Source organism: Pantoea eucrina (assembly GCF_002095385.1).
In the GTDB taxonomy this organism is placed as follows: Bacteria; Pseudomonadota; Gammaproteobacteria; order Enterobacterales; family Enterobacteriaceae; genus Pantoea; species Pantoea eucrina.
Map to the genome: position 1 here is coordinate 1 of NZ_MIPP01000026.1, position 23,516 is coordinate 23,516.

A 23,516-nucleotide genomic window follows, 5' to 3' on the forward strand; every position below is an offset into this window, starting at 1 on the left:
TTCACCTTATAGTCCGCCCGGTTTTCGATGTCGCGCCAGCCCAGCGTGCCCGTCTCCAGACGGTTTTTATCCGCCGTCGCCGTCGAGCCGATAACCGCGCCGTTCAGCTGCGTGTGCCCTCCAGCCGTCACGTCAAAGCCGCCTTTCCCCGCGAACAGGCCGGTCTGCTCCTCCACGCTCTGCCAGGTGCTGTGCATCTTATCCCGGCTCAGGTTCACGTTCGCCGAGCCGGTCATCGACCCGAAGGTGAAGCTGCCCCCGGCGCTGGCGCTCTGCTGCTTCGAGTCGTAGCGGTCGCTGTCCTGCTCGCTCGTCAGCGTCAGGTTGCGCGCCACGTCCGCCCTGATTTTTTCGCCGCTCACCTGCGCGCCCTGAAGCGTGGTGTCGTGCCCGCTTACCAGCGTCACCTCACGGCCCGCGCTCACCTGCGTTTCCGTGTGGGTGACGCCGCTGCCCTGCTCGCTGCCTTTTGCCTTATTTGCGCTGGCGGAGACGCTGATGCCCCAGCCGCCCTGACCCGCGCCGATGCCGATGCCCGCCGTGCCGCCGTGGCTCTCGTTTTTACCCTCCAGCGACGAGGTGTTCGCGGCCGACAGCAGGTTGAGGTCCCGGTTCGCCGACAGCAGCAGGTCTCTGCCCGCCTGCAGCTGGCTGCCCTGCACCGTCAGGTCACCACCGTGCCCTTTCACGCCGCTGCCGCGCGCCACCACGCTCAGATTATCGCCCGCCGTCAGGCTGCTGCCCTGTGCGGTGCGCTGCTCGCTGCGCTGTGTGGAAGTGGAAGACTGGCTACCGTAAGAGAGGCTGACGCCGATGGCGTTGTTGTTCTCCGGGCTGTCGCCCTGCGCCTCTGCCAGCCGGCCGGCCTGCACCGCCTGCACGCCGCTGAGCGCCGCTTTAGTACCCTGCAGCGCCGCCAGCCGTCCGCTGTCGGCAGACTTCGCCTCCTGCACCGTCTGCGCCGCCGTGTTCAGCGCGCTGCCTGCCGTGCCGGAAAGCGCCAGCGTCAGGCCCGAGGTTTTCTGCTCCACCCGGTGCGTCTGGCTGCTCTGGTTTTCCGCTGCGGTGATGCTCACCTCGCGGCCGTCCAGCGTCAGGTTTTTGCCCGCGATAAGATCGGAGCCGTTGATATCCAGCCGGTTGCCCGCCGTCAGCGACACGCTGCCGTTCACGCTGCCCACGGTGCTGCCCTGGCTGGTCGTCTCCTGCGCGGTGTCGGTGGTTTTCAGGCTCTGTTTGCCGTAACTGAAGCCGATACCGCCGGTGCCGGAAAACCCGCTCTTTTTCTCCTGCGCCAGATGCTGTTCACTGTTGCGTTCAGTCGCTCCGGTAACGCTGAGATCGTGGCCCGCCTGCAGAGAGAGATCGCCGGTACTCGCTATCTGGCTGCCCTGTACGCGCAGATCGTTGCCCGCCGCCACGGAAATAGTGTCGCCATTCAGCGAACTCCCCTGCGCCGTCTGACGCGAAATCTGGTCGCGTGTGGTTGTCGTGCTCTTCGACAGCCAGCCGCTGCTGCCCGTCGTCTTTTGCCGCTCGTCCAGATCCCGCGTGTTCTCGCCGTTTGTCAGTGTGACGTCATGTCCCGCGGTCAGCGCCAGCGCAACATCTGCCGACAGGGTGGCCGCGCGGGCATGAAGATCGTTGCCTGCCAGCAGCGAGAGATCGCCCTTGCTGACGACTTCGCTGCCGATCTCCTGCGTATTGCCCTGCTTCAGGCTGTTATCGCTATCCCAGACAAGCGTGTCCCGATTCGCCGTACTGACGGTATTGAGCGTCAGATCGCGTCCGGCCTTAATCACCGTCTGGCTATTGTCGCCGCTGTTAACCACCTGCGCCGCCGTGAGAGTGATATCACGTCCGGCCTGCAGTATCAGCCGGCCGTCGTCGCCCTGCACGTACATGCCTGCCACGCTATCCACCGTGGTCCGGTCGAACTGGTTCTCACCGTTCCGGCTGCTCACGCTGCGGGTTGTGCTGACGGTATTGATATCCCGTCCGGCGTGGGCGAGCAGCGAGTCGGTTGCCCCGATCACGCCGCCGATGTTATTGATATCTGCGCGGGCGAGAAGATCGACACTGGCGCCTTTGATCGTCCCCGCCATGTTGGTGATATTACCGGCGCTCAGCTTCACCACTTCGCGCCCGGCCAGCGTACCGCTGTTAAACAGGCCACCGCCCAGGTTCAGGTTGAGGTTGCGGCCCGCAATCAGCGCACCGCTGCCATCGACATCGTTTGGCTGAATGCGCGCATACACCTGCGGTACCAGCACCGTCTGGCTGGAGCCATTCGGCAGTCTGACCTGCGCATTAACCAGCCAGACAATATCTTTTGTCAGCAGTCCCATCTGCTCAGGCGTCAGCGCCACGCCTGGCGTCAGGTGATAGCGCTGACTAAAGGCGATAGCGTTGTTCATCAGCGCCTTGTACTGATCTTCGTCGTTGGTAAAGCCGCCCAGGTAGCGCTGCCCTGTCAGGTTCATGACCTGTTCCCGGATCAGCCGCTGCTCGTAATAGCCGTCACCCAGGCGCTTCAGTACGTTATCGCTGTTCTGCGTCAGGGCGTCCTGCATATAGTCGCTGCTCAGCCACTGCTTCTCCTGAGTAAAGCGCGGATCGGTCTCTACCAGATATTTCCCGCCGGGAGAGGGATTGGTTCTGAACAGGCTGTTGTCCGGCAGGCGCGTATCGGGCCCGACGATGCGGATCACGCTCGCGTTCTCCCCCTGGCTGCCGGGCACATCAAAATGCTGGCCGGGTTTAAGCAGCGCGGCAATGTCAGGCATGCTGCCTGTGATATGGGCATTCACGCCGCCCGCACGCCCCGTCGTGGCGTCGGTTCCCTCTGTGCTCTGTGGGACGAGCGAAAGGGGGTTGCCGCTCAGTTCACCGTGATCGACCAGCTCTCCTGGCTTCAGGGCAATGGTCTCAATCACGTCCGGCGGCGTGTAATCCGATGTGCTGTCGCCCTGCTCGTCGCCACCTTTATGACGGATGCGCTTGTAGTGAGTCACCTTACCGACGTCAGTCGTGATTCGCTGGCCCGCCACCTCGACGTTATTGAGATCGCGCGCGTTTATTGTCAGCGTATTGCCCGCGATAATCTGGCTCTTATCATTCAGCACGCGGTCAGCGTTTATCGTCAAATCACCGCCCGCGATAATCTTCGCCGGATCGCTTTCGGCGATCTGCGTCTCCTGCACCGTACGCGTGTAGTCATACTGGTAGAAGTTATCGTTATTGCTGCCGGTATTGCCTGGCGTGTTGAGATTAAGCAGTGAGTCGGCTGAGTTGCGGTCAACAAAGACGCCCGGCTCGCCAGCTTTCCAGCGAACGGTATCGCCCGAGTGCTGATACCCGGTAATCGCCTCCGAAGACACGGTTACCAGCCCGGTGCTGAAACGATCGTTGACGTTATTGATTTCACCGGCAGCCATCTGCATGTTGCCCGCTGACTCGATGGTGGAGCTGTGATTATTGAGGGTGCCCGCTCTGCCGGTTGCCAGGCCGTCAGCATTCAGCTCACCGCCCAGCGCCATATCGCCGGCACTGTAGATCAGGCCGTGGTCACGATTGTTCAGCGTCTGCACGCCGATATCCACCCGCTCACGTCCCGCCAGCGTGGCGGCAGTGCCGTTTTCCGCCAGGTTGTTGAAAATATCAGCCTGTACGCCAACGCTGTCGCCATAGATCCGGCCACTGCCGGTATTGGTCAGCACCGACGCCTTCAGCAGCGTCTGTTTGCCGTCGATCAGCCCATAGTTGGTCAGCTGTCCGCTAAGCGTCAGCCAGTTCTGTCCGGCATTGATTTCGCCGGTGGCAGCGTTCAGCAGGTGGGGGGCGCGCAGATCGAGCTTGCCGCCCGCCAGCAGTTTACCGCTGTTGTCAACATCGCCTGCGGTTGTGAAGTTGAAATTGCCGTTGGCAATCATCTCGCCACGGTTGTTCAGGCTCTGCTGGCTGACCAGCGTGATGTCACCCAGGGAGAGGATCTGTCCGTCACCCGCCAGGCGATCGGCACGGATCGTTAGCGATCGGCCCGCTTTAAGGACGCCCTCCCGATTTTCCAGCGTCAGACTATTGCTCTGAGGCTGCGCCACTCTGAAGCTGCGCAGGCGACTCTCCGGCGTCAGGTCATTGCTCTGCAGCAGCAGATCTTCTCCGGCCGAAATCGTACCCTGCCGGTTATCGACCGAGCCACGGCTGCTGATGGTTAGTTGCCGATCGGCCAGTAACATGCCGCGCTGATTGAACACATCGTCGCTGTTGATCCGCAGGCTGGCCGCTTCAATCCCCTGCTGATCACCCTGAGTATCCTGATTGTTCAGCTGCAATGCGTTCAGCACGGCGTTCGCGCCGCTGCGAATCAGGCCGCCCGCATTGTCTATTATGCTCTGCGCACTCACCAGCAGATCGCCAATGCTCTGGATCTCTCCGCCACGGTTATCCAGACGCGCCATTTCCAGCGAAGCCGCCTGCTCGCTGAGGATGCGCCCGCCGCTGCGGTTATCCACTTCACCACTCTGCAGCGTAAGATCGCCTTTCGCGCCCACGGTTCCGGCCTGATTGTCGATCGCGCCGCTGTGCAGATGAAGATCGCTAAGGCTGTAGAGGGTGCCGCTCTGGTTATCGATCGCCTCGCCGTGGCTGTCGATAAGCACGCTACCGCCCTGCAGCAGACCTGCCCGGTTGTTGAACGCAGAGTGCGTGTCGAGGCTGAGCTGCTCCTGTGCCACCAGCGTGCCAGCGACATTATTCAGGCCGCCAGCCGCCAGTTGCAACGCGTTTCCGCTCAGCGTCAGACCCTGCGTATTGTTTATCTGTCCGGCGCGGATAAGCATGTCGCCCTGGCTGATCACGCCGCCTTTTTCGCCGCTGTTCTGATTAAGCAGCGTCTCTGCGCCGATATCAAGCTGCGCACCGCTCTGGATAAGGCCGCCGTCACGATTATCGAGCGTATCGCCGCGCAGCGTCAGCGCCTGCTGCGCCGCCAGCTGGCCGTTACGGTTATCCAGTAAGCGGGCATCCACATGCCCGGTGTCGCTACTGACTATCCTGCCCTGACCGTTCTGCAGCGCATCCGCCGTGACGCGCAGCGTCTTACCCGCCCTCACAACGCCCTGCTGATTAGCCAGCTGTGCGCCTCGCAGACTGAGATCGCCTTCACTCGCGATAAAGCCCTGCCGGTTCGCCAGGCTGTCCGCGTTGATATCAATCTGCCGGGCCGAGGTGGTGCCGCTATCAAGATCGACATCGCCACCGCGCAGGGTGAGCTGACCATTTGAGCGCAGCGATCCCTTACTGCCGCGCAGATTACCGGTGGTGATCGACAGTGTGCCACGGCCTGTATGGGTGATGTCACCCGACTGGTTAGCGATCGCAGCCGCATTGAGCGTCAGGTTGTCGCTGTTAGTCACGATACGGCCGCCCTGATTATTCAGGCTGCCCGCGAAACTAAGCGTGAGATCGTCACGCCCGGTTTGCAGGATCTGACCCTGCTGGCTGGAGAGATCGCGCGCCTGCAGGTTGAGCTTGCTGGCTGTCAGCGTGGCGCCATCGTTGTTCAGCATTTTTCCGGTGCGCGCGGTGAGCTGCTGCTGCGCGGTCAGGGTGCCGCTGCGCGTCGCGATATCGCCCTCGCGGGCGTCGAGCGTCAGGTTTTTACCCTCAGTACGGCTGCCGCTGAGGTCAATAGTCTGCCCGCGTGCGCTCAGGCTGCCGCCGGCCAGGTTTTTCCCCTGCGCGCGAAGCTGGCCCGTTGTCGTCAGGGTCAGATTGCCCGATTCACCAGGCCTGCCGTCATCCTGCACACCTGCCGCGAGAACGCCTGAAGCCGTGCTGTTGAGGCTGCCAGCCTGCAGCGTAACGTCATTGCGTGCCACAACAGAGCCGCGGTTCTGCACATCTGCCGCACTGGTTACCGACGCTTTTCCGCCAGAAAAGATCGTACCGCTGTTGCTGACCCCTTGCCGCGCGGCGAGCTGCAGATCGCTACGGCTCTGAATAGCGCCGCTGTTCTCAATGCGGCCATCAGCGGTGATAACCACCGAACCCGCCTGCGCGCCAATATTGCCCGCATTGCGAACGCCGACGCCCCTCTCCGTGCCGACCAGACGGATTTTTCCGGCATACATGCCGCCCAGGCTGGAGACATCAAGCGCCATCCGGGGTTCTGTAGCGGGCTCGTCGCTCTGCTTCGTGACCTGCTGGTGTGCGGCATCCACCTTGTTTCGTCCGGTGGTGACGCGAAGATCCCTGGCCCAGACGCTGGCATTGACCTTCACCGATCGGGCAATAATGTCGGTATAGTCCTGGCGTGAGCTGTCCATCCCCGCCCCTTCGACCACCACTTCACCGCGTTCAACGTTAAAGCCCGTCAGGTTGCCATTGTTGAGCTGCGCCTGTCCGGTGGTCAGGGTGCCGCGACTGGCATTGATAAATCCGCAGCCGTTGCAGGTGATCCCGGACGGGTTGGCGATAACGACCTGGGCTTTCTGACCCGCGACTTCAACAAAGCCGTTGAGGCGGCTGGGATTGCGTGAGTTAACCTCATTCAGGATCACTTTGGCTTCGCCCCGGGCCAGCCAGGGATTGCCGCTTACCATCCCGCCGAGTCCGGTCTGAACGTTTTTGTGGGAGTTGTTGAGGATCGCTCCCCGCTTTCCGACATCAAACTGACTATACGTATTGCGGGAAACACCGCCTGCGGAGGGCGTCTGGATATTGATCTGCGGCGTACCGCTGGCGCTGTTTATTATCGTGGGCCGCTGGCCGCCAGGCGCCTGTGCATCTGCCACAATGGCGGCGCTGGCAGGCTGTATCACGCCCATCGCCAGCCAGAGACTAAAACATAATGCGCCGACTCGGCCAGTGAAGCTGCTAAGCGTGTGGCTGAGACCTGACGCGCGTGCGCTGCCGGCCCGGCCTGATTTAGCAATATCCGGCACCACCATCAGCATGCCGCGGACTGTGTTAAAAATCACGCGGTAGCGATTTTTGTTCATCTAATATCCTTATCAGATTTGCGGTAACGCGGCGGCGAGCGGATGCTGCTGGCGCCACGTTTTTGCCGCTTTATGGGTCACGCGGCTGCCATGAAAGCTGAATACGCGCCTGCCGCGCTGCTCACCGCGGTGATCTAATGCCCGCCAGCAGGCATGAGGAAAGAGATCGCGCCGGATCAGGCGACTCATCGCTACGGTATGGCCAAATGGCGCGATCCAGTCGCAGCACCACATGCGTGTGCCACTGTTCCACGCGTCAGGCGGAAAATGGATAGCGGGCCGTGTAAGATAAAGCGCTTCGGCTTCTTCGTTCAGCCAGGCCCAGCTGAAGAAAAAAACCGGCGTACCGGCTTCAGCCACCAGCACATATTGTCGCTGTTTGATGATCGGCAGCAGCAGCGTCGGCAGGGCGTGCAGCGGCGCATCACGATGCAGCGGCGAGTGCATCCAGAGCCACACCGCCGATCCCAGTATTTCCGCTTCACTCTCTTCACCGCCCAGAATCAGCGGTGATTTAACCTCATACTTGCCTGCGCGCATTCTCAGTAGCTCCAGTTGAGGTTGAAGCCGAGCGTGACGCTGCTGGTGCGTAAACCGTCAGGCTTCGACAGCGGCGTCCCGATAAACAGGTCATAACCGGTATTCCAGGCCTGACCGCGCAGCCCCGCCACCCCGCCCGCCAGATGCTGGCCGGTCAGCAGCTCACTGCCCGCGCCGCCCACCTCGCCATAGTCCGCGCCCAGGTAGAACTCCTGTGCAGGCAGCGGCGTACTCCAGGCGATGTCATTGCGGACGAACCAGCCGCGGCTCGCGTTCAGCGTGCGTTCGCCGTCGAAACCGCGCACAGTCCAGCGGTTACCTATCGAAAACTGCTCCTGCGGCGTGAGCGGCGTATTACTCATCTGACGCAGGTATTGCGCACCGTAGCGAAAATGCTGGCTGCCGATGCTGAACGGCAGGCTGAACTGCGCATTGAGCTGAACGATTTTGCTCAGCGCCGTCGCCTCGCCGAAATACTCCTCGGGTGCGGGCTGGGCACCGAACCAGCGCGTGCCGCGCTGATAGCTGATGCCCGCATCCAGCGTCGCCTGGCGGATATAGTGGCGGTGTTGCAGACCGATACGCCACGCCGCCGTCTGGCGATGCTGCACCTGAACTTCGGTGTCGTTGATATAGTTGCGGGTTTCGCGCGTCAGGACGTCATAGGTCAGCGAGGTTTTTTGCGAGCCGCTGCGATGCAGTACCCGGCTAAGCTGTAAATCGAGGCTCTGACTTTTTCCGCTATAGCGGTAGTCCTGATGGGTTCCGGCGACCGTCTGGTGATAGTCATAGTCGCTGGCCGTTGCGGAGAACATCCAGTATCCAAACGGCACCGAGTAGTGGCCGATGACGTTTTTGCTGCCTTTACCGCCTTTGCCCTGCAGATCGTGCGTGGCCGACAGATAAAAAAGATCGCTCAGCGCAAAAGGGTTATCGAGCGACAGCGTGACGCCACCCAGATAGCGTCCGGTGCTGCGCGTACCGGAATCATCCAGCGAGAGACCGAGGCGCCACATCTTTTTCTGCTGCCAGCGTACCTCTATATCGCTCTCGCCCGGCTGTTCACCGGGCACGACCGACATATCGGCTACCACGGTCGGCAGCCGCTGCAGGTTTTCCAGCCCCTGTTCGATATCACGCAAATCCAGCAGATTACCGTCGCGGGCAGGAAATGCGCTGTAGAGCCACAGATAACGATCGCTACCCGGCGTCAGTCTGGCCTCCCGCACGTAACCGGGCAGGATCACCAGCCGTAGCGTGCCGCTGTTAAGGTCCTGCGAAGGTGCCAGCACCCGCGTAGTAACATAGCCATGATCAACCAGCCGGTTTTGCAGCGTACTCATCAGCAGATTAATGCCGCGCCCGCCCAGGCACTTTCCCTGCGCCTGGCTGGCAATAGCGTTAAGCGGCAGCCAGTGCGGCAGCGCCTGCTGCCCTTCAAGCACGATACGCGTGAGAGGAAAGCAGGGTTTTTCTGCAGGAAAAGAGAGGCGGCCAAAACCAGAAGCGGGCGGTGAAAGTCGCACATCAGGCGCTTTCGGCTCTATCTGCTGCTCCAGCGCCCGCTGGCGCTGTTGCTGCTGCCGGACCTGTTCACCTGCATCAGGCAAGGGCTCCGCAGTGGCCTCGCTGGTTATAAAAGCAGCAACCAGAAAAGAGAAACAGAGCGTAATTGATGTATCAGATGAAACCATCAGACAATCCTTGTCACGTAAACTAAACGCAAATCTTATTAATTAATATAAAAATTGCCGCATATTATTCACGAAAATGACCTGATAACAACGTCAGTATGGTTTTTTTTAAGCCAGATAATTTAGACTGATTAATCATTCTGCTAATTTTTCCGGGATGTATGTTATGCAGCAGCGAGAGTAGAGAGAGGCAAAAAAGGGCCATTATTTACTGAAAGGCCGGACTGCTGGCAAAAGCGCATCCGTCTGCTGACTCAGGATAGGGGCGGAAAACCGAAAAAATCATGACCAGAGTCCGTTGCCCTGCAGGGTTCAATGCTTCTCCCCTGTCGGAATCAGAGCCAGAATTAAATCAAATTTTACAATATACTAACCCTCTGTAATTATTTACACTTGTCCTTATGGTTTGTAATGCCAAACTAAATAAGGATATCTATGCCCCTGACAGGACGTTCGGGCTCATTCGCCGTTGCGGATTCGCTCAATCACTATCTGCTCGCCTTTGAAAGCTGCGAGATCGTTGCAGACGTTAAATCTTTCGAAGGGCGAGAGTCCCTTAGCCAGCCCTATCGATTTATCATCCGCTTTACTTCATCCGTTCAGGATATACCACCTGAGAAAGTGATGATGCAGCCGGCAGTTTTTATGATGCGGGCCTGTTCCACGGCGTGCTCCCTCTTTCGGCCTGCTAAGGATCGCTGGCACACATTACGCAAAATTTATGGGGTTATCACCCGCCTTTCCCATATATCAACCAGCGTTGACGAATCAACGTATGAAGTCACACTCGAACATCCTCTGGCGCTGATGTCCAGCACGCACCGGTACGCTATCTATCAGCGGACGTCTGTTCCCGAGCTCGTCAATTCTGTCCTGAAGTCGCACGGCTTTAGGGATTATGAGATTGACATGAGCCTGCTGCAGTGGCGTTACCCCAGGCGTGAGATGATCGTTCAGTGGGGAGAGAGTGACCTGAGTTTTATCCGGCGTCTGCTTTCTGAAGTCGGGATCTGGTTCCGCTTCTGCAAACATGAAACTGCTGAAGAGATCACCGTCATCGTATTTGCCGATCAGCAGGCAGGCTACCTATCTGGCGCGAAAATTCAGTCGCTGCCCGGAGCAGGGTTAACAGGCGATACCCTGACAATATGGCAGATGCGCTGCCACTCAGCGGTGGTGCCTGCATCGGTACGTACGCGCAATTACGACTACCGGCAAAGCCGGCTTATTCCGCCGGAACATGAGGCGGACATGAGCGGTGAAGCTCCCTACACCACAGGCAGCGATTATCACTACGCTGATATTCAGCATAGCACGGGCGATCGGTGGAGCAGCATTCAGGGCGGAGATGCTGAAACAGCCTGGCACTATGCCCGCATCCGCCATGAGCGCCATCTGTCCGGCCGGACGTGTCTGGAAGCCATCACTGACGATCCCGCACTGCAGCCGGGCATGGTGGCTGAAATCGACGGCGAGCAGCCTGAAGCATTTATGTCCGGCTTTCTTATCGTTGAGAGCGTCTGCCGCGCAAGCCGGGCAACAGGCTATCAGACGGCACTCAGCGGTATTCCCTGTAGTGAGCGCGCCGCTTTCCGGCCGGAGCGCCTGCCAAGACCGGTTATCTCAGGAACGATTCCCGCCCGCGTCTCCGGCAGCGTTATGAACGATAGCCTTGCCCGTCCCGATAGTCAGGGGCGCTATCGGGTGAAATTCAGTTTTGATCTCGCCAGCTGGGAGAAAGGCAGGGAAAGCATGCCTGTCCGTCTGGCCCGCATCTACGCAGGCGATAAGTATGGCGTGCATTTTCCGCTGCTGGACAACACGGAGGTGGCAATCGCATTTGAAAGTGGCGATCCCGAGCGGCCTTACATTGCCCATGTATTGCATGACGCGCTAAATCCGGACGTCGTTAACGATAGTAACAGCACGCGCAATGTTATCCGGACAAAGGGGAAGAACAAAATCCGGCTGGAAGATGCGGCAGGCAATGAGCACATCAAGCTATCAACCGAGTTCGGCAAAACGCAGCTTAACCTCGGTCATATGGTCGATACCGGTCGCAAAGCACGCGGTAAAGGCGCAGAGTTGCGCACCGATCATCACGCCACCGTGCGTGCCGCAAAGGGGATCTACCTGACGACCGCCGCGCAGACCGGTGCACGCGGAACGCTGCTGGAGATGACCGACGCGATCGCGCATCTGGAGCAGGCGCTCAGCATAGCTTACAGCCTGCAGTCGTCGGCCGCCGGGGCCGGCGCTGACGGCGCTGACACTGCCCCGCAGCAGGCGCTGCAGCAGGCCGTTTCCGGGCTGGCGCAGCCGGGCATTCTCTCCTGGGGTGAAGCGGGTATTGCACAGGCAACACCTGAAAGCCTCCATCTCGCCGCCGGTAAAGATGCGGTGATCACCGCCGGCAGTAACGGCAGCGTCAGCGTGTTCAAACGTCTTTCTGTCGCGGCGGGCCAGGGAATTTCCGCCTTTGTGCGCAGGCTTGGCATCAAACTGATTGCCGCGTCTGGCGATATCACGCTTCAGGCGCAGCGCGGCCAGCTGGCGGCGCTTGCCGATCGGAACATGCAGATCGCCAGCGTCAACGGAGAGCTTCAGATAAGCGCCAAAAAAGGCCTGTATCTGCACTGCGGCGGCGGCGGGATCCGCCTGCACCCGAACGGCGGCGTAGAGATATTCTCGCCGGCGCACATTGAGCAGAAAGCGCCGACTCTTGTTTATCAGAAGGGGGAACCAGCAAAAATTGTCGATCCGCTGTTTAAAGATAACCCGCTGGCGCGCGGTGTACGCCTGTACCGAAACGGCGACCGGAAACACCCGCTGGTCAGCCAGCCCTTCCGCGTTACCCGGCCGGACGGCAGCACGGTGGAGGGTATCACCGATGCTGCCGGGCACTCTCCGCTGCTGGATCTTGCAGAGACCGAACAGCTGGTTGTTACGCTTATCAGGGAGGCAAAGCGATGACTCATCACACCTCAAAAAACAGCGCCTTTAACGATCCGGAACTGGGCAGCTTCATCGGCCTTAATCGCGATACCGCCGGCGGTATGCTGATGCAGGAGTTTCCTGTAAACAGCCCCCTGCCCTGTATTGTTATTCTTGTACACGGCGTCAACGACATCGGCGAAGCTTACGAAACGCAGGAGAAAGGGATTATTGCCGGGCTGAATACCCGACTGGCGCGCGACGACATGTACCCGCACCAGTGGAGTGAAATTGAGGGATTAACCGACCTGAAAGATGCGCCAAAGCGCGTGACGGCCAGCGGGCGATCGCCGGTTATTCCGTTCTACTGGGGCTATCGCCCGGTCGATCGTGAAACCTATAACGCAGACCAGCGGCGCTACCGTGATGAGGTCGCCCGCCTCGGGCTGGAAACAGTTCTCCCCTACGATGCGTTTCAGGAAGATGATCCGGTACGGCTGAAAAAGCTGAACGCTGAGGGACGCGGCTTCTGCAACGATAACTACGGCAACGTGCTGAACCTGGCAGCAGCGAAGAATGGCGGCACCTTTGCTAACGCAACCACCTGCATTCCTGACATGCTGGGGCCCGGCGCGAACGGCGGGGCCATCTGGATGGCGGGGATCTACAGCCGCAAACTTAACGGCGGGGACTTTACCCACCCGATTTATGGCAATCCGCACCGCATTTATCAGTTTTTTGCTGCTCAGCGGCTGGCAGATCTGATTCTGGAAATCAGAAAGAACCCCAGTACACGTCACGACACCATCAATATAGTGGCGCACAGCCAGGGCACCATCATTACCATGCTGGCGAATATGCTGGTCAGGCAACAGGTAGCTGATTATCCGGTTGCCGACTGCGCCATCCTCTGCCACTCCCCCTACTCACTTGATCCGCGGCTCATGGAAAATATGCTGCCCGGCAAGCAGCAGACGTCGCACGGGCGTCAGGAGACGCTGCGTAATTTCTGCCGGCTGATGGCCACAAATCCAAAGTATGACGCCACGGGTTGCTACCGGCCGGAGTTTGTCACAGCCATGTACCACGATACCACGCTGTGGCGCAAACACCGCTGGAGCAGCGATCCCCGCTACAGCCGCAATAACTACGGCCGGGTTTATAACTATTTCTGCCCGAATGACGGCACGGTGTCGCTGTCCAGTGTGCAGGGCATCGGCTGGCGCGGTATTCCTGATACGCTCGCCGGCGGCATACCCAATCTCTATCAGCGCGCGTTCTGTCAGCACCACAGTACGGGCGGTAACGCGTCCGGTGCGCCTTTCAAAAAGCCTGCTTTCCGGCCCGGTGATTTTACGTATGACGGCTGGCCCACTAACGTGGCCTATCCAATGGAAAGCGGCGTGACTGAAAACGCCGAGGCCCTGCCTGAAGTGATAGAGCTGACCCTGATGGGGCACGATCGCAGCGGGGACATGAAATATAAAACGGGCGTTGGAGGCGAAGATCGCTATATCGACTACTCCGCCCGCGAGTATGAGAACGCCTGGCAGGTGACAGAGTTTCGTCCGGCGATCGGATTTGTTTATCCGCATCGCTCCGGTCAGCTGCTGTCTGAAACCGAGCTGGCTGCGGTCAACCGGTATTACGGCACCGCGTTTGTCTCCGGTCGCGTGGTCGGCAGCAGCACGCAGCGCTACCAGCTGAAGCGGCGTAAAACAAGCGAAGAAATCAACGAGATGGAAAAATATGGCGATCCGGTGAGGTTCAGCCAGCACTCTTCAATAGTGATGGATCAGAACGTGCAGGAAAAGGCTGTTGCCTACGACCTCGCCATCGGTAACTGCATGGCCTTTGAAGATCCCGCCTTCTGGCTCAATCTGCGCAAGCGTGCAGACTGGCGGCACGAGTTTAATCCGGATGCAAAAACAAAAAATTATCATAAAACCGGCATTCTGGATTTGGAAGAAACCAAACAATTTATGAATAAACCGGATCAAACTTTGCCGGTTGGTGAGTTCGGCGTGGTGAATGATTATGGTCCGAAAACGTGCGTAGAGCCCGCCCGGCATCCGGAGGTGCATCATAAAGAAGTGCCTGTACATCAGTGGGGCATGCCGGAGCCGGCAGGCTATCGCGATGTGCCGGCAAAGAAAAAAGCGGAGGGAACGATATGGTGACGTTATGGAAACACATTGTAATTACAGCGCTGGCAGCTTTGATTGTGCTGACTGCCAGCGGCTGCAGCGGCAAGCCGCTGAAGAAACGGCAGATGCCGGTGCAGGTGGTGTACCGCTTTGACGACCACCGCTGGCTGGAGCTGCACGGGGTCGCCTGCGAGGGCGCCCTGTGGTTTGTGGATGAGAAGCGCGATATCCGCAGTGAGGTATCGTCGCAGTTTTATCGCATCTTTACCAAGCCCTACATCAACGCCTCCGAACGCTACATCGCTGTTCCATGGTGGAACTCTTCCGGCATGACAATTTCACGAGATTATGGTCGCACATGGATGTCTTCAACCGTAAAAGGCCGTGAAGATGACGAAGCGGGTTCTGATTCTCCCGCATACGAAAACATCGCTTCCCTGACCGTGGTCAACGACCAGGGATTTCTGCTGACGAAGCAGGGACACCTCTATATGTCCTCTCACCCTTTTGACGATCCGCGCATCATGCCGGGCGGAGAAGGGATTAACTACAGCTATACATTTAAAGGCAAAGTTTACTATGACCGGCTGGACGCTATTCGTCCTGGCAAAGGTGAGAACGTTTCGCGCTGGGGTCTCCTTTATATCGACCCCCGCATCCTGCCAGTAAGAATGGAGCAGTATTACGCCAACTTCCAGAATCTGCCGACCCGGGTGCCGGAGGTAAAGGGCTATACGGGCTGGACCCGCATGCAGTGCGATATGAAGGCGGGAATGTGATTTCATTTGCACAAAAATAAATTTAACAGGACAGAGAGTAAGGATATTTCATGGATGGCGTTATTCGACTGGGAGACCGCCTGTCGGCGGGAGGCTATGTTACTGAAGCTTCAGGAGAGATGTTCGATGGTAAGCCGGTAATGCTGATCGGCGACAAAGCGCGGTGCAGTCAGCATGGTGAAACCGCTGCTGCTGAAGGGCATCCTGCCTGGATCATGAACGGCCGTCACGTTGTGACCCATCGTTGCAAAGTGGCGTGCGGATGCCTGCTATTAAGCTCTTTGCCCGAAGCAGGAGTGCGATAAATGAAATATTTCTGGAAGCCGTTGCTCTCTTGTCCGGAGAAAACGGAAATACGCTTTCCCCGTCTGTTTACGATAGCTGCAGGTATTGTGGCCCTTATATTGATGCTGATGTTCAGTGCCCTGACGCTTGAGAATGCGCAGCTAACGCTCAGCATGCTTATCTGGCGATTACTGGCGCTCCCTGTTGCGGTCTGCATGACGGTTGTTTCGCTATGCTTTATTTTTTTCAACATTCTCTGTTGCTGGCGTCTTTTGATGCAGCTTGCGTACTGCGGTGTTGAATCAGACTGGCAATCACGGGCTTCTGAATGGACGCTGCTGGCTGAACACACCTCAATCTTTCCGGTTGATAACGCAGCCCTGAAAATGCTCGGACTTGAGGGGAAAATGCCGGTGGATGGCGATATTCCCCTCAGGCTTTCCGTTGAGGATGATGAAAGGTCAGGCATGGGACGGATGCTGGTCACAGTGCAGCGCCTGCTGGAACAGCTGGATCTGACACAGATTGACGCCATCACCGAACGTCCTGAACTGTTTCTCTACATGGGTAATACAGCAGGATCTGTTCGCGATGACATCACATCGCTGGTCCGCTCTTTCCATGCCGCATTCCGCCATGCCAGCTTTCACTATTTTGACGACATGCCTGAACTGTCACTGGTTCAGCAGTGGACAGACGGGTCGTTTAACGGATTTCGTCTGCTGTTAATTGCCGAACTGCATGATGGCGATAATCGTAACTTTTGTGAATATGCCTGTGCACTGCTCTTTTCCCGCTACCGGCAAATAAGCGGAAACAGAGTGCCGGTCTGCTGTTTTAAAGGAATGAGCGCTCAAATTTATAACCTTGAGCGCAGGATTAATGCACTGCTGTCTGCCGGGCAAGTCAGGCCCGCTGACCTGCGGCACGTCTGGACCAGCGATCTGCAGGGAGAAAGTCTTAATTTGCTGAAAAATTCCCTGGCGGAGAACAATGCAGGAATTAACGTCCGGAGCTGGCAAAATATGCGGATAGCCGATACCTGGACGACGGGCTATCAGTGGCTGATGATGGACTGGGCAGCCATGGCAGTTCGTAACGGAGAACGTGCTCAGCTGCTGGCAGCAAGGGAGAAGAGAGGCGAGCAAATCACGTTTCTTCAAATGAACGGGAAACTTGCCCGGCCCGAGGACAATTACAGCCCTGCCTACATCAAAAGTCTCAAAAAGAGCGGCAGTCTGCTTGGCTGCAGTTTTATACTTGCCACCTCTCTGCTGCTTATGACAATCAGTATCGAGGTGGGATGGAGCTTTGAAAAAGATTTCTTTACCCGCAGCGCAGTATTTATCATGCCGATAATCTTAACGCTTTTATCTATCGGGTTTATGCTCGGGAAAAGTTATAAAAAAGAAGCTGAGCTGAACAGATATTATGATTACGAATAAAACATACTGTACGGTTTCAGCAACCGCGTCTGAAATCCTTATGTCACTGTATTGTTAATTCAGATAGCTGAGCCGCTATTGTTAACAGAGCGGCGAAAAACTGCGACGGCGACCCTCAGGCAGTCGTGTCCCAAATCTGTCCCATGCTGAAAAAATGAAAGCTGGCGGAGTGGCGTAACTGCTTGATTTGACTTGGCGCGCCCTACAGGATTCGAACCTGTGACCTACGGCTTAGAAGGCCGGTGCTCTATCCAGCTGAGCTAAGGGCGCTGAGGAGTTGGGTCGGATTATACGTCGGGAAGCGGGTACGTCAACGTTTTTGCCGTTTCTGTGCAGCGGAGTGCTGCGGGAATAACCAATTTGCATCAATGGCGTTTGCGCCATTCGCTGAGCGACACGAGATTACTGGTGCCGGTGGATTCCCCTTCCAGCTCAATCCCTTGTGGCGTAAAGCGCGCATTATATTGCTCACGCCGCGCGTGCAGCTCCTGGCTGTCCGGCTCCAGCTGGCGCAGAAAGCCCAGCGCGAGCAGCAGCTGCTGGCGGCTGATGAGTGCCGGGAAACCGGCGCGGCTGAGGATCGCATGCCAGCGCTGGCTGTTCTCCTCGCTGCCGTCAACAATCAGTACCTGCCAGATCAGCAGTACCGCTGCGCCATTGTGCAGATGCGTTTCGTTATCGCGGCTGAGGTAGTCGGTGAACTCTTTCGCCGCCTCTTTCCCCATCATCGAGAGCATTGACTCCACCTGTACCGGCGGCAGCTGCAGCCGCTTGCTGAGCCGCTGGGCAGCGTGACGTGAGGCGGCGGTGATCAGCTGAAATCCAGCCACAAACACCACTGCCAGAGTGGCAAGCATTATCCAGATCATTACATCGTTCCCAGAGTGTCCTGCAGATATCATACCCATGCAGGCTGGCACGCGTCACCACGAAAAAAGCCTGAAAGCGCGCAGGCTGCTGAAACTGTGACTGACAGCTGCCCGCGCTTCTGCCAGAATAGGCACCATCCCCGATTTAACTCTCTACAGATGGATTTCCTCTCTGATGGCAGCAAAAATTATTGACGGTAAAACGATTGCGCAGCAGGTGCGTAGCGAAGTTGCGGAAAAAGTGCAGCAGCGCCTGGCGGCGGGCAAACGTGCGCCGGGTCTGGCCGTGATCCTGGTGGGCGAAAATCCCGCTTCGCAGATCTACGTCACGCACAAACGTCGCGCCTGCGAAGAGGTGGGCTTTGTCTCCCGTGCTTATAACCTGCCCGACTCCACCGGCGAAAGCGAGCTGCTGACGCTGATTGATGAGCTGAACAGTGACCCGGCGATTGACGGCATTCTGGTGCAGCTACCGCTGCCGGCCGGTATCGACAACGTCAAGGTGCTGGAGCGCATCACGCCGGATAAAGATGTGGATGGTTTCCATCCATATAACGTGGGTCGCCTCTGCCAGCGTGCGCCGAAACTGCGTCCCTGCACGCCGCGCGGTATTATCACGCTGCTGGAGCGTTATAACATCGATACCTATGGCCTGAACGCCGTAGTGGTCGGCGCGTCTAACATCGTTGGCCGCCCGATGAGCATGGAGCTGCTGCTGGCAGGCTGTACCACGACGGTTACTCACCGCTTCACCCGCGATCTGCGCCATCACGTGGAGCACGCCGATCTGCTGGTCGTGGCCGTGGGCAAGCCCGGTTTTATTCCGGGTGACTGGATCAAACCAGGCGCGGTGGTGATTGACGTCGGCATCAACCGGCTGGAGAGCGGTAAAGTGGTGGGCGACGTTGATTTTGCCGCTGCCGCTGAGCGCGCCTCTTACATTACGCCAGTCCCGGGCGGGGTCGGACCGATGACAGTAGCCACTTTAATTGAAAACACGCTGCTGGCGTGCGAAGCGTATCACGACGTGGAGGAAGCATAATGGCGAGTTTCTCACTGGGTAAACATCAGCACGTTGATCTTTGCGATCTGCTGAAGCTGGAAGGCTGGGTAGAGAGCGGCGCGCAGGCCAAAGCGGTGATTGATGAAGGTGAAGTGCGCGTGAACGGGGCGATTGAAACGCGCAAGCGCTGTAAAATCGTCGCCGGACAGACGGTAGAGTTTGCCGGCCAGCGCATAACGGTGGTCGCATAGCAAAAAGGGCGAACCCGGGTTCGCCCTTTTTTCTTATTTACGTCGCCAGGTGGTGCCCTGCGGACCATCTTCCAGCACAATGCCGAGCGCGTTAAGCCGGTCACGCGCCACATCCGCCTGCGCCCAGTCTTTCGCCTGACGCGCGTCGTTGCGCATTTTGATCAGCTGCTCAATCTCTGCGACTTCGTCATTATTCGTCTGCGCTCCGCTCTGCAGGAACAGCTCCGGATCCTGCTGCAAAATCCCCAGCACATTCGCCAGCTCGCGCAATCTGGCCGCCAGCCCGTCAGCCGCCGCTTTATCTTCACTCTTCAGGCGGTTCACGTCGCGCGCCATATCAAACAGCACCGAGTAGGCTTCCGGCGTGTTGAAGTCATCATCCATCGCCGCGCGGAAACGCGCTTCAAAAGCTTCGCCACCGGCAGGCTGCGCGCCGGTATCGGTATGCCGCAGTGCGGTATACAGACGCTCCAGCGCCGCACGTGCTTGGTTGAGGTTATCTTCGCCGTAGTTAAGCTGGCTGCGATAGTGTCCTGACATCAGGAAATAGCGTACGGTTTCGGCGTCATAGTGCTGCAGCACATCGCGCACGGTGAAGAAGTTGCCGAGTGATTTTGACATCTTCTCACGGTCAACCATCACCATGCCGGAGTGCATCCAGTAATTGACATAGGGACCGTCGTGCGCGCAGGTGGACTGCGCCACTTCATTTTCATGGTGCGGAAACATCAGGTCAGAGCCGCCGCCGTGAATATCAAAGTGGCTGCCAAGCTGCTTGCAGTTCATGGCGGAGCACTCGATGTGCCAGCCCGGACGACCGTTGCCCCACGGCGATTCCCACGACGGCTCATCGGCTTTGGACATCTTCCACAGCACGAAATCCATCGGGTTGCGTTTTACCTCTGCCACTTCCACACGGGCACCCGCCTGCAGCTGCTCCAGATCCTGACGCGACAGCGCGCCATAATCGGTATCGCTCAGCACATCAAACATCACATCGCCGTTCTCCGCCACGTAGGCGTGACCGCGTTCAATCAGCCGCTCCACCAGCTCAATAATTTCCGCGATATGGCGCGTGGCACGTGGTTCCAGATCCGGCGGCAGGATGCCCAGTGCGGCAAAATCCTGGTGCATCTCCGCAATCATGCGGTTGGTCAGCGTCTCAATGGTTTCGCCATTTTCGTTAGCGCGGCGAATAATTTTGTCATCAATATCAGTGATATTACGCACATACTTCAGCTGATAGCCAATATAGCGCAGGTAACGCGCCACCACGTCAAATGCCACAAACGTACGCCCGTGGCCGATATGACAGAGGTCGTAAACCGTAATACCACACACGTACATGCCGATTTCACCAGCATGAATAGGTTTAAATTCCTCTTTCTGTCGACTCAGGGTGTTATAGATCTTTAGCATTGAACGGTTCCGTTTTTATCGTGTGCGGGAGACGCCTTCTTTGGTAGCCTGATATTGTGCCGTATTTTTCTGACTTGTGCATCGCTGAGATACCAGATGCCGTTGCCTTGCTGACGCGTTCCGGGAAATTATGTTATAAGAGGCGTCGACAAAATGCCCGTCCGTACGCGAACGCGGCAACTGATACTGAATACAACCTCCACAGGACGAATATAATGGTCACTTTCCAGACGAACCATGGCGATATCGTAATCAAAACCTTTGATGATAAAGCGCCGGCCACCGTACAGAACTTCCTGGACTACTGCCGTGAAGGTTTTTATGACAACACTATTTTCCACCGTGTCATCAATGGCTTTATGGTTCAGGGCGGCGGTTTCGAACCGGGCATGAAGCAGAAAGCCACCAAAGCTGAAATCCGCAACGAAGCGAACAACGGCCTGAAAAACACCAAAGGCACGCTGGCGATGGCGCGCACTCAGGCTCCGCACTCGGCAACCGCACAGTTCTTTATCAACGTTGCTGACAACGACTTCCTGAACTTCCGCGACGAAAGCCTGCAGGGCTGGGGTTACTGCGTGTTTGCTGAAGTGGTTGAAGGTATGGATGTCGTCGAAAAAATCAAAGCGGTGAAAACCGGCCGCAGCGGTATGCATCAGGACGTGCCGACCGAAGACGTTGTCATCCAGAAAGTGACCGTCAGCGAGTAATGTCGCGCACGCTGTTTATCGCAGATCTCCATCTGTGTCAGGAAGAACCGGCAATTACTGCCGGTTTTCTGCATTTTTTGCAGGGTGAAGCGCGGCAGTGCGAGGCGCTTTACATCCTGGGCGATCTGTTTGAAGCCTGGATTGGCGATGACGATCCTAATCCGCTGCATCAGCAGATCGCCACCGCCCTGCGCGCCCTGCCGGTGCCGGTCTATTTTATTCACGGCAACCGCGATTTCCTGCTGGGCAAGCGCTTTGCCCGCGCCAGCGGCATGACGCTATTGCCGGAGGAGAAGGTGCTGGAGCTGTATGGTCAGCGCGTGCTGATTATGCACGGCGACACGCTCTGCACGGACGATGCTGGCTATCAGCGCTTTCGCGCAAAGGTCCACCAGCGCTGGCTGCAGCGGCTGTTTCTGGCGTTGCCACTGCGTCTGCGGTTGCGCATCGCGACCAGAATGCGCGCCGGCAGCCGGCAGGCGAACCAGCATAAATCGCTGGCCATTATGGATGTAAACCCGCAGGCGGTGGCAGCAGCCATGCAGCGCCAGCAGGCTCCGCTGCTGATCCACGGCCATACGCACCGGCCGGAAATCCACACGCTCTCTCTGAATGGTCTTCCCGCGCAGCGCGCTGTTCTTGGGGCATGGCACAACGCAGGCTCGATGATCCAGCTGGACGCCAGCGGCATAAAACTGATCGCCTTCCCCTTCTGATTTTACGGGTGCAATTGCCCGTTTTCTGGCCGCGCAACCGTTTTCCTTGCTGCTATCTCATGCTATCCTCTGTGCCCTTCTTACCTGCCTCACCGGCCAGGTTCGTTTGTCTATTCACAGGAGTTGACCGCATGTCATCCACTGCCGCCCCGGCCCGTATCGCTATCGTCATGGGTTCCAGAAGTGACTGGGCTACCATGCAGTTCGCCGAGGAAATTCTCAACAGCCTGGACGTTCCCTTTCACGTGGAGGTGGTTTCTGCCCACCGCACCCCGGACAAGCTGTTCAGTTTTGCTGAAGGTGCCGCTGCGCATGGCTACCAGGTGATTATTGCGGGCGCCGGCGGTGCTGCGCATCTGCCCGGCATGATCGCAGCAAAAACGCTGGTGCCGGTGCTGGGCGTACCGGTGCAGAGCGCCGCGCTGAGCGGTGTTGACAGCCTCTACTCGATTGTACAGATGCCGCGCGGCATTCCGGTGGGTACGCTGGCCATTGGCAAAGCGGGCGCAGCCAACGCGGCGCTGCTGGCCGCGCAGATCCTGGCCACCCACGATGCGGCACTGGCATCGCGTCTCACCGCGTGGCGCCAGGCGCAGACCGATGAGGTGCTGGAGAATCCGGATCCGCGGGGTGAGGCATGAAGCCGGTATGCGTACTGGGTAACGGTCAGCTGGGCCGTATGCTGCGCCAGGCGGCTGAGCCGCTGGGCATTGCGGTCTATCCGGTGGGACTGGATGCGGAGCCCGCCTCGCTGCCCATTGCAGAGAGCGTGATCACCGCCGAGATTGAACGCTGGCCGGAAACCGCCCTGACGCGCGAGCTCGCCCGCCACCCCGCCTTTGTGAACCGCGATATCTTCCCGCGCCTTGCCGACCGTTTGACGCAGAAGCAGCTGCTGGATGAGCTTGGTCTGGCTACCGCACCGTGGCAGCTGCTGGCCGCACCTGATGAGTGGCCGGCGGTGTTTGAGAAGCTGGGCGAACTGGCGATTGTCAAACGCCGCACCGGCGGTTATGACGGTCGCGGCCAGTGGCGGCTGCGGGCGGATGAAACAGAGACGTTACCCGCTGAGTGCTATGGCGAGTGCATTGTTGAACAGGGCATAAATTTTAGCGGTGAGGTTTCGCTGGTAGGCGCGCGCGGTCAGGATGGCAGCATGGTATTCTACCCGCTGACACACAACCTGCACGAAGAGGGCATTCTGCGCACCAGCGTGGCGTTCCCGCAGGCGGATAGTGCACAGCAGCAGCAGGCGGAAACCATGCTGCGCGCCATTATGCAGGCGCTGGATTACGTGGGCGTCATGGCGATGGAGTGCTTTATCACGCCGCAGGGACTGCTGATCAATGAGCTGGCACCGCGCGTGCACAACAGCGGTCACTGGACGCAGAACGGCGCGTCCATCAGCCAGTTTGAGCTGCATCTGCGCGCCATTCTTGGCCTGCCGCTGCCGCAGCCGGCGGTATTCGCACCCTCGGTGATGGTGAATCTGATCGGCAGCGACGTAAACCACGCCTGGCTGGCGCAGCCGCTGGTGCATCTGCACTGGTATGGCAAAGAGGTCCGGCCTGGCCGCAAGGTGGGACACCTGAATCTCACTGACAGTGAGCCATCACGTCTTGCCACTGCCCTGCACGCGCTGCAGCCGCTGCTGCCGCCGGAATACGCCTCGGGCCTCGCCTGGGCGCAGGCGAAGCTCTGAGTTGCTGACGGGATCCCT

General features: G+C 58.3%; 16 protein-coding genes and 1 tRNA gene. 11 read left to right on the top strand and 6 right to left on the bottom strand.

Annotated elements, in window-relative coordinates; all coding sequences use genetic code 11:
- The 3 genes from HA43_RS12145 to HA43_RS12155 all read right to left on the bottom strand — a co-directional run.
- The coding region (locus tag HA43_RS12145) for a hemagglutinin repeat-containing protein (RefSeq protein WP_094111772.1) at positions 1-7,004 on the bottom strand (7,004 nt) is incomplete at its 3' end.
- A 12-nt stretch (positions 7,005-7,016) separates the two neighbouring features.
- On the bottom strand, positions 7,017-7,544 hold the full coding sequence (locus tag HA43_RS12150; protein WP_094111773.1) for a toxin-activating lysine-acyltransferase: 528 nt from the start codon (positions 7,542-7,544) through the stop codon (positions 7,017-7,019).
- Between the two features lie 2 nt (positions 7,545-7,546).
- Positions 7,547-9,238 carry a ShlB/FhaC/HecB family hemolysin secretion/activation protein gene (locus HA43_RS12155; protein ID WP_083429512.1) on the bottom strand — a complete coding sequence of 564 codons (1,692 nt, stop codon included), beginning with the start codon at positions 9,236-9,238 and terminating at the stop codon, positions 7,547-7,549.
- 435 nt (positions 9,239-9,673) lie between these two features.
- On the opposite strand from HA43_RS12155, the gene HA43_RS12160 reads away from it, so the two are divergent.
- The 5 genes from HA43_RS12160 to HA43_RS12180 are packed head-to-tail and all read left to right on the top strand — an operon-like array spanning position 9,674 to position 16,828.
- Positions 9,674-12,211 (top strand): type VI secretion system Vgr family protein, encoded by a 2,538-nt coding sequence (locus HA43_RS12160; RefSeq protein WP_094111774.1) that lies wholly within the window; start codon positions 9,674-9,676, stop codon positions 12,209-12,211.
- Positions 12,208-14,352, top strand: coding sequence for a T6SS effector phospholipase Tle3 domain-containing protein (locus HA43_RS12165; protein ID WP_094111775.1), 2,145 nt, complete (start codon positions 12,208-12,210; stop codon positions 14,350-14,352). The genes HA43_RS12160 and HA43_RS12165 overlap by 4 nt, the downstream gene beginning before the upstream one ends.
- A complete protein-coding gene (locus HA43_RS12170) occupies positions 14,346-15,098 on the top strand; it encodes a T6SS immunity protein Tli3 family protein (protein ID WP_094111776.1) in 753 nt (250 codons plus the stop codon). The genes HA43_RS12165 and HA43_RS12170 overlap by 7 nt, the downstream gene beginning before the upstream one ends.
- Before the next feature lie 50 nt (positions 15,099-15,148).
- Positions 15,149-15,403, top strand: coding sequence for a PAAR domain-containing protein (locus HA43_RS12175; RefSeq protein WP_094111777.1), 255 nt, complete (start codon positions 15,149-15,151; stop codon positions 15,401-15,403).
- Positions 15,404-16,828 (top strand): hypothetical protein, encoded by a 1,425-nt coding sequence (locus HA43_RS12180; RefSeq protein ID WP_094111778.1) that lies wholly within the window; start codon positions 15,404-15,406, stop codon positions 16,826-16,828. It abuts the gene before it with no gap.
- Positions 16,829-17,021: 193 nt separating this feature from the next.
- On the opposite strand, the gene HA43_RS12185 is transcribed toward HA43_RS12180, so the two are convergent.
- Both HA43_RS12185 and HA43_RS12190 read right to left on the bottom strand, forming a co-directional pair.
- Positions 17,022-17,098 (bottom strand) — tRNA-Arg (locus HA43_RS12185).
- A gap of 95 nt (positions 17,099-17,193) precedes the next feature.
- Complete coding sequence (locus tag HA43_RS12190; protein WP_039383074.1) at positions 17,194-17,697, bottom strand: DUF1198 family protein; 504 nt, start codon at positions 17,695-17,697, stop codon at positions 17,194-17,196.
- Positions 17,698-17,872: 175 nt separating this feature from the next.
- On the opposite strand from HA43_RS12190, the gene folD reads away from it, so the two are divergent.
- On the top strand, positions 17,873-18,739 hold the full coding sequence (gene folD, locus HA43_RS12195) for a bifunctional methylenetetrahydrofolate dehydrogenase/methenyltetrahydrofolate cyclohydrolase FolD (protein ID WP_039383072.1): 867 nt from the start codon (positions 17,873-17,875) through the stop codon (positions 18,737-18,739).
- Complete coding sequence (gene ybcJ, locus HA43_RS12200) at positions 18,739-18,951, top strand: ribosome-associated protein YbcJ (RefSeq protein WP_039383070.1); 213 nt, start codon at positions 18,739-18,741, stop codon at positions 18,949-18,951. Before folD ends, ybcJ begins: the two co-directional genes overlap by 1 nt.
- A 33-nt stretch (positions 18,952-18,984) precedes the next feature.
- Here ybcJ and cysS read toward each other — a convergent pair whose 3' ends face one another.
- On the bottom strand, positions 18,985-20,370 hold the full coding sequence (gene cysS, locus HA43_RS12205; RefSeq protein ID WP_094111779.1) for a cysteine--tRNA ligase: 1,386 nt from the start codon (positions 20,368-20,370) through the stop codon (positions 18,985-18,987).
- Between the two features lie 215 nt (positions 20,371-20,585).
- Between cysS and ppiB the strand changes: the two genes are divergently transcribed.
- The 4 genes from ppiB (at position 20,586) to purK (ending at position 23,498) form a co-directional block, all read left to right on the top strand.
- Entirely contained in the window at positions 20,586-21,080 is a 495-nt protein-coding gene (ppiB, locus tag HA43_RS12210; RefSeq protein ID WP_039383066.1) for a peptidylprolyl isomerase B, read from the top strand.
- Entirely contained in the window at positions 21,080-21,796 is a 717-nt protein-coding gene (gene lpxH / locus HA43_RS12215) for a UDP-2,3-diacylglucosamine diphosphatase (protein ID WP_094111780.1), read from the top strand. Before ppiB ends, lpxH begins: the two co-directional genes overlap by 1 nt.
- Before the next feature lie 131 nt (positions 21,797-21,927).
- Positions 21,928-22,437: a 5-(carboxyamino)imidazole ribonucleotide mutase gene (gene purE, locus HA43_RS12220; protein WP_039383061.1), complete on the top strand. Its 510-nt coding sequence runs from the start codon at positions 21,928-21,930 to the stop codon at positions 22,435-22,437.
- A complete protein-coding gene (gene purK, locus HA43_RS12225; RefSeq protein WP_039383059.1) occupies positions 22,434-23,498 on the top strand; it encodes a 5-(carboxyamino)imidazole ribonucleotide synthase in 1,065 nt (354 codons plus the stop codon). Before purE ends, purK begins: the two co-directional genes overlap by 4 nt.
- Positions 23,499-23,516 lie beyond the last annotated feature (18 nt).

Coding starts and splice junctions, on each gene's coding strand:
- HA43_RS12165 (WP_094111775.1), top strand. CDS start 12,208: ATGACTCATCACACCTCAAAAAACAGCGCCTTTAACGATCCGGAACTG.
- HA43_RS12180 (WP_094111778.1), top strand. CDS start 15,404: ATGAAATATTTCTGGAAGCCGTTGCTCTCTTGTCCGGAGAAAACGGAA.
- ppiB (WP_039383066.1), top strand. CDS start 20,586: ATGGTCACTTTCCAGACGAACCATGGCGATATCGTAATCAAAACCTTT.
- purK (WP_039383059.1), top strand. CDS start 22,434: ATGAAGCCGGTATGCGTACTGGGTAACGGTCAGCTGGGCCGTATGCTG.
- HA43_RS12175 (WP_094111777.1), top strand. CDS start 15,149: ATGGATGGCGTTATTCGACTGGGAGACCGCCTGTCGGCGGGAGGCTAT.
- ybcJ (WP_039383070.1), top strand. CDS start 18,739: ATGGCGAGTTTCTCACTGGGTAAACATCAGCACGTTGATCTTTGCGAT.
- HA43_RS12160 (WP_094111774.1), top strand. CDS start 9,674: ATGCCCCTGACAGGACGTTCGGGCTCATTCGCCGTTGCGGATTCGCTC.
- HA43_RS12155 (WP_083429512.1), bottom strand. CDS start 9,238: ATGGTTTCATCTGATACATCAATTACGCTCTGTTTCTCTTTTCTGGTT.
- purE (WP_039383061.1), top strand. CDS start 21,928: ATGTCATCCACTGCCGCCCCGGCCCGTATCGCTATCGTCATGGGTTCC.
- cysS (WP_094111779.1), bottom strand. CDS start 20,370: ATGCTAAAGATCTATAACACCCTGAGTCGACAGAAAGAGGAATTTAAA.
- HA43_RS12150 (WP_094111773.1), bottom strand. CDS start 7,544: ATGCGCGCAGGCAAGTATGAGGTTAAATCACCGCTGATTCTGGGCGGT.
- HA43_RS12190 (WP_039383074.1), bottom strand. CDS start 17,697: ATGATCTGGATAATGCTTGCCACTCTGGCAGTGGTGTTTGTGGCTGGA.
- HA43_RS12170 (WP_094111776.1), top strand. CDS start 14,346: ATGGTGACGTTATGGAAACACATTGTAATTACAGCGCTGGCAGCTTTG.
- lpxH (WP_094111780.1), top strand. CDS start 21,080: ATGTCGCGCACGCTGTTTATCGCAGATCTCCATCTGTGTCAGGAAGAA.
- folD (WP_039383072.1), top strand. CDS start 17,873: ATGGCAGCAAAAATTATTGACGGTAAAACGATTGCGCAGCAGGTGCGT.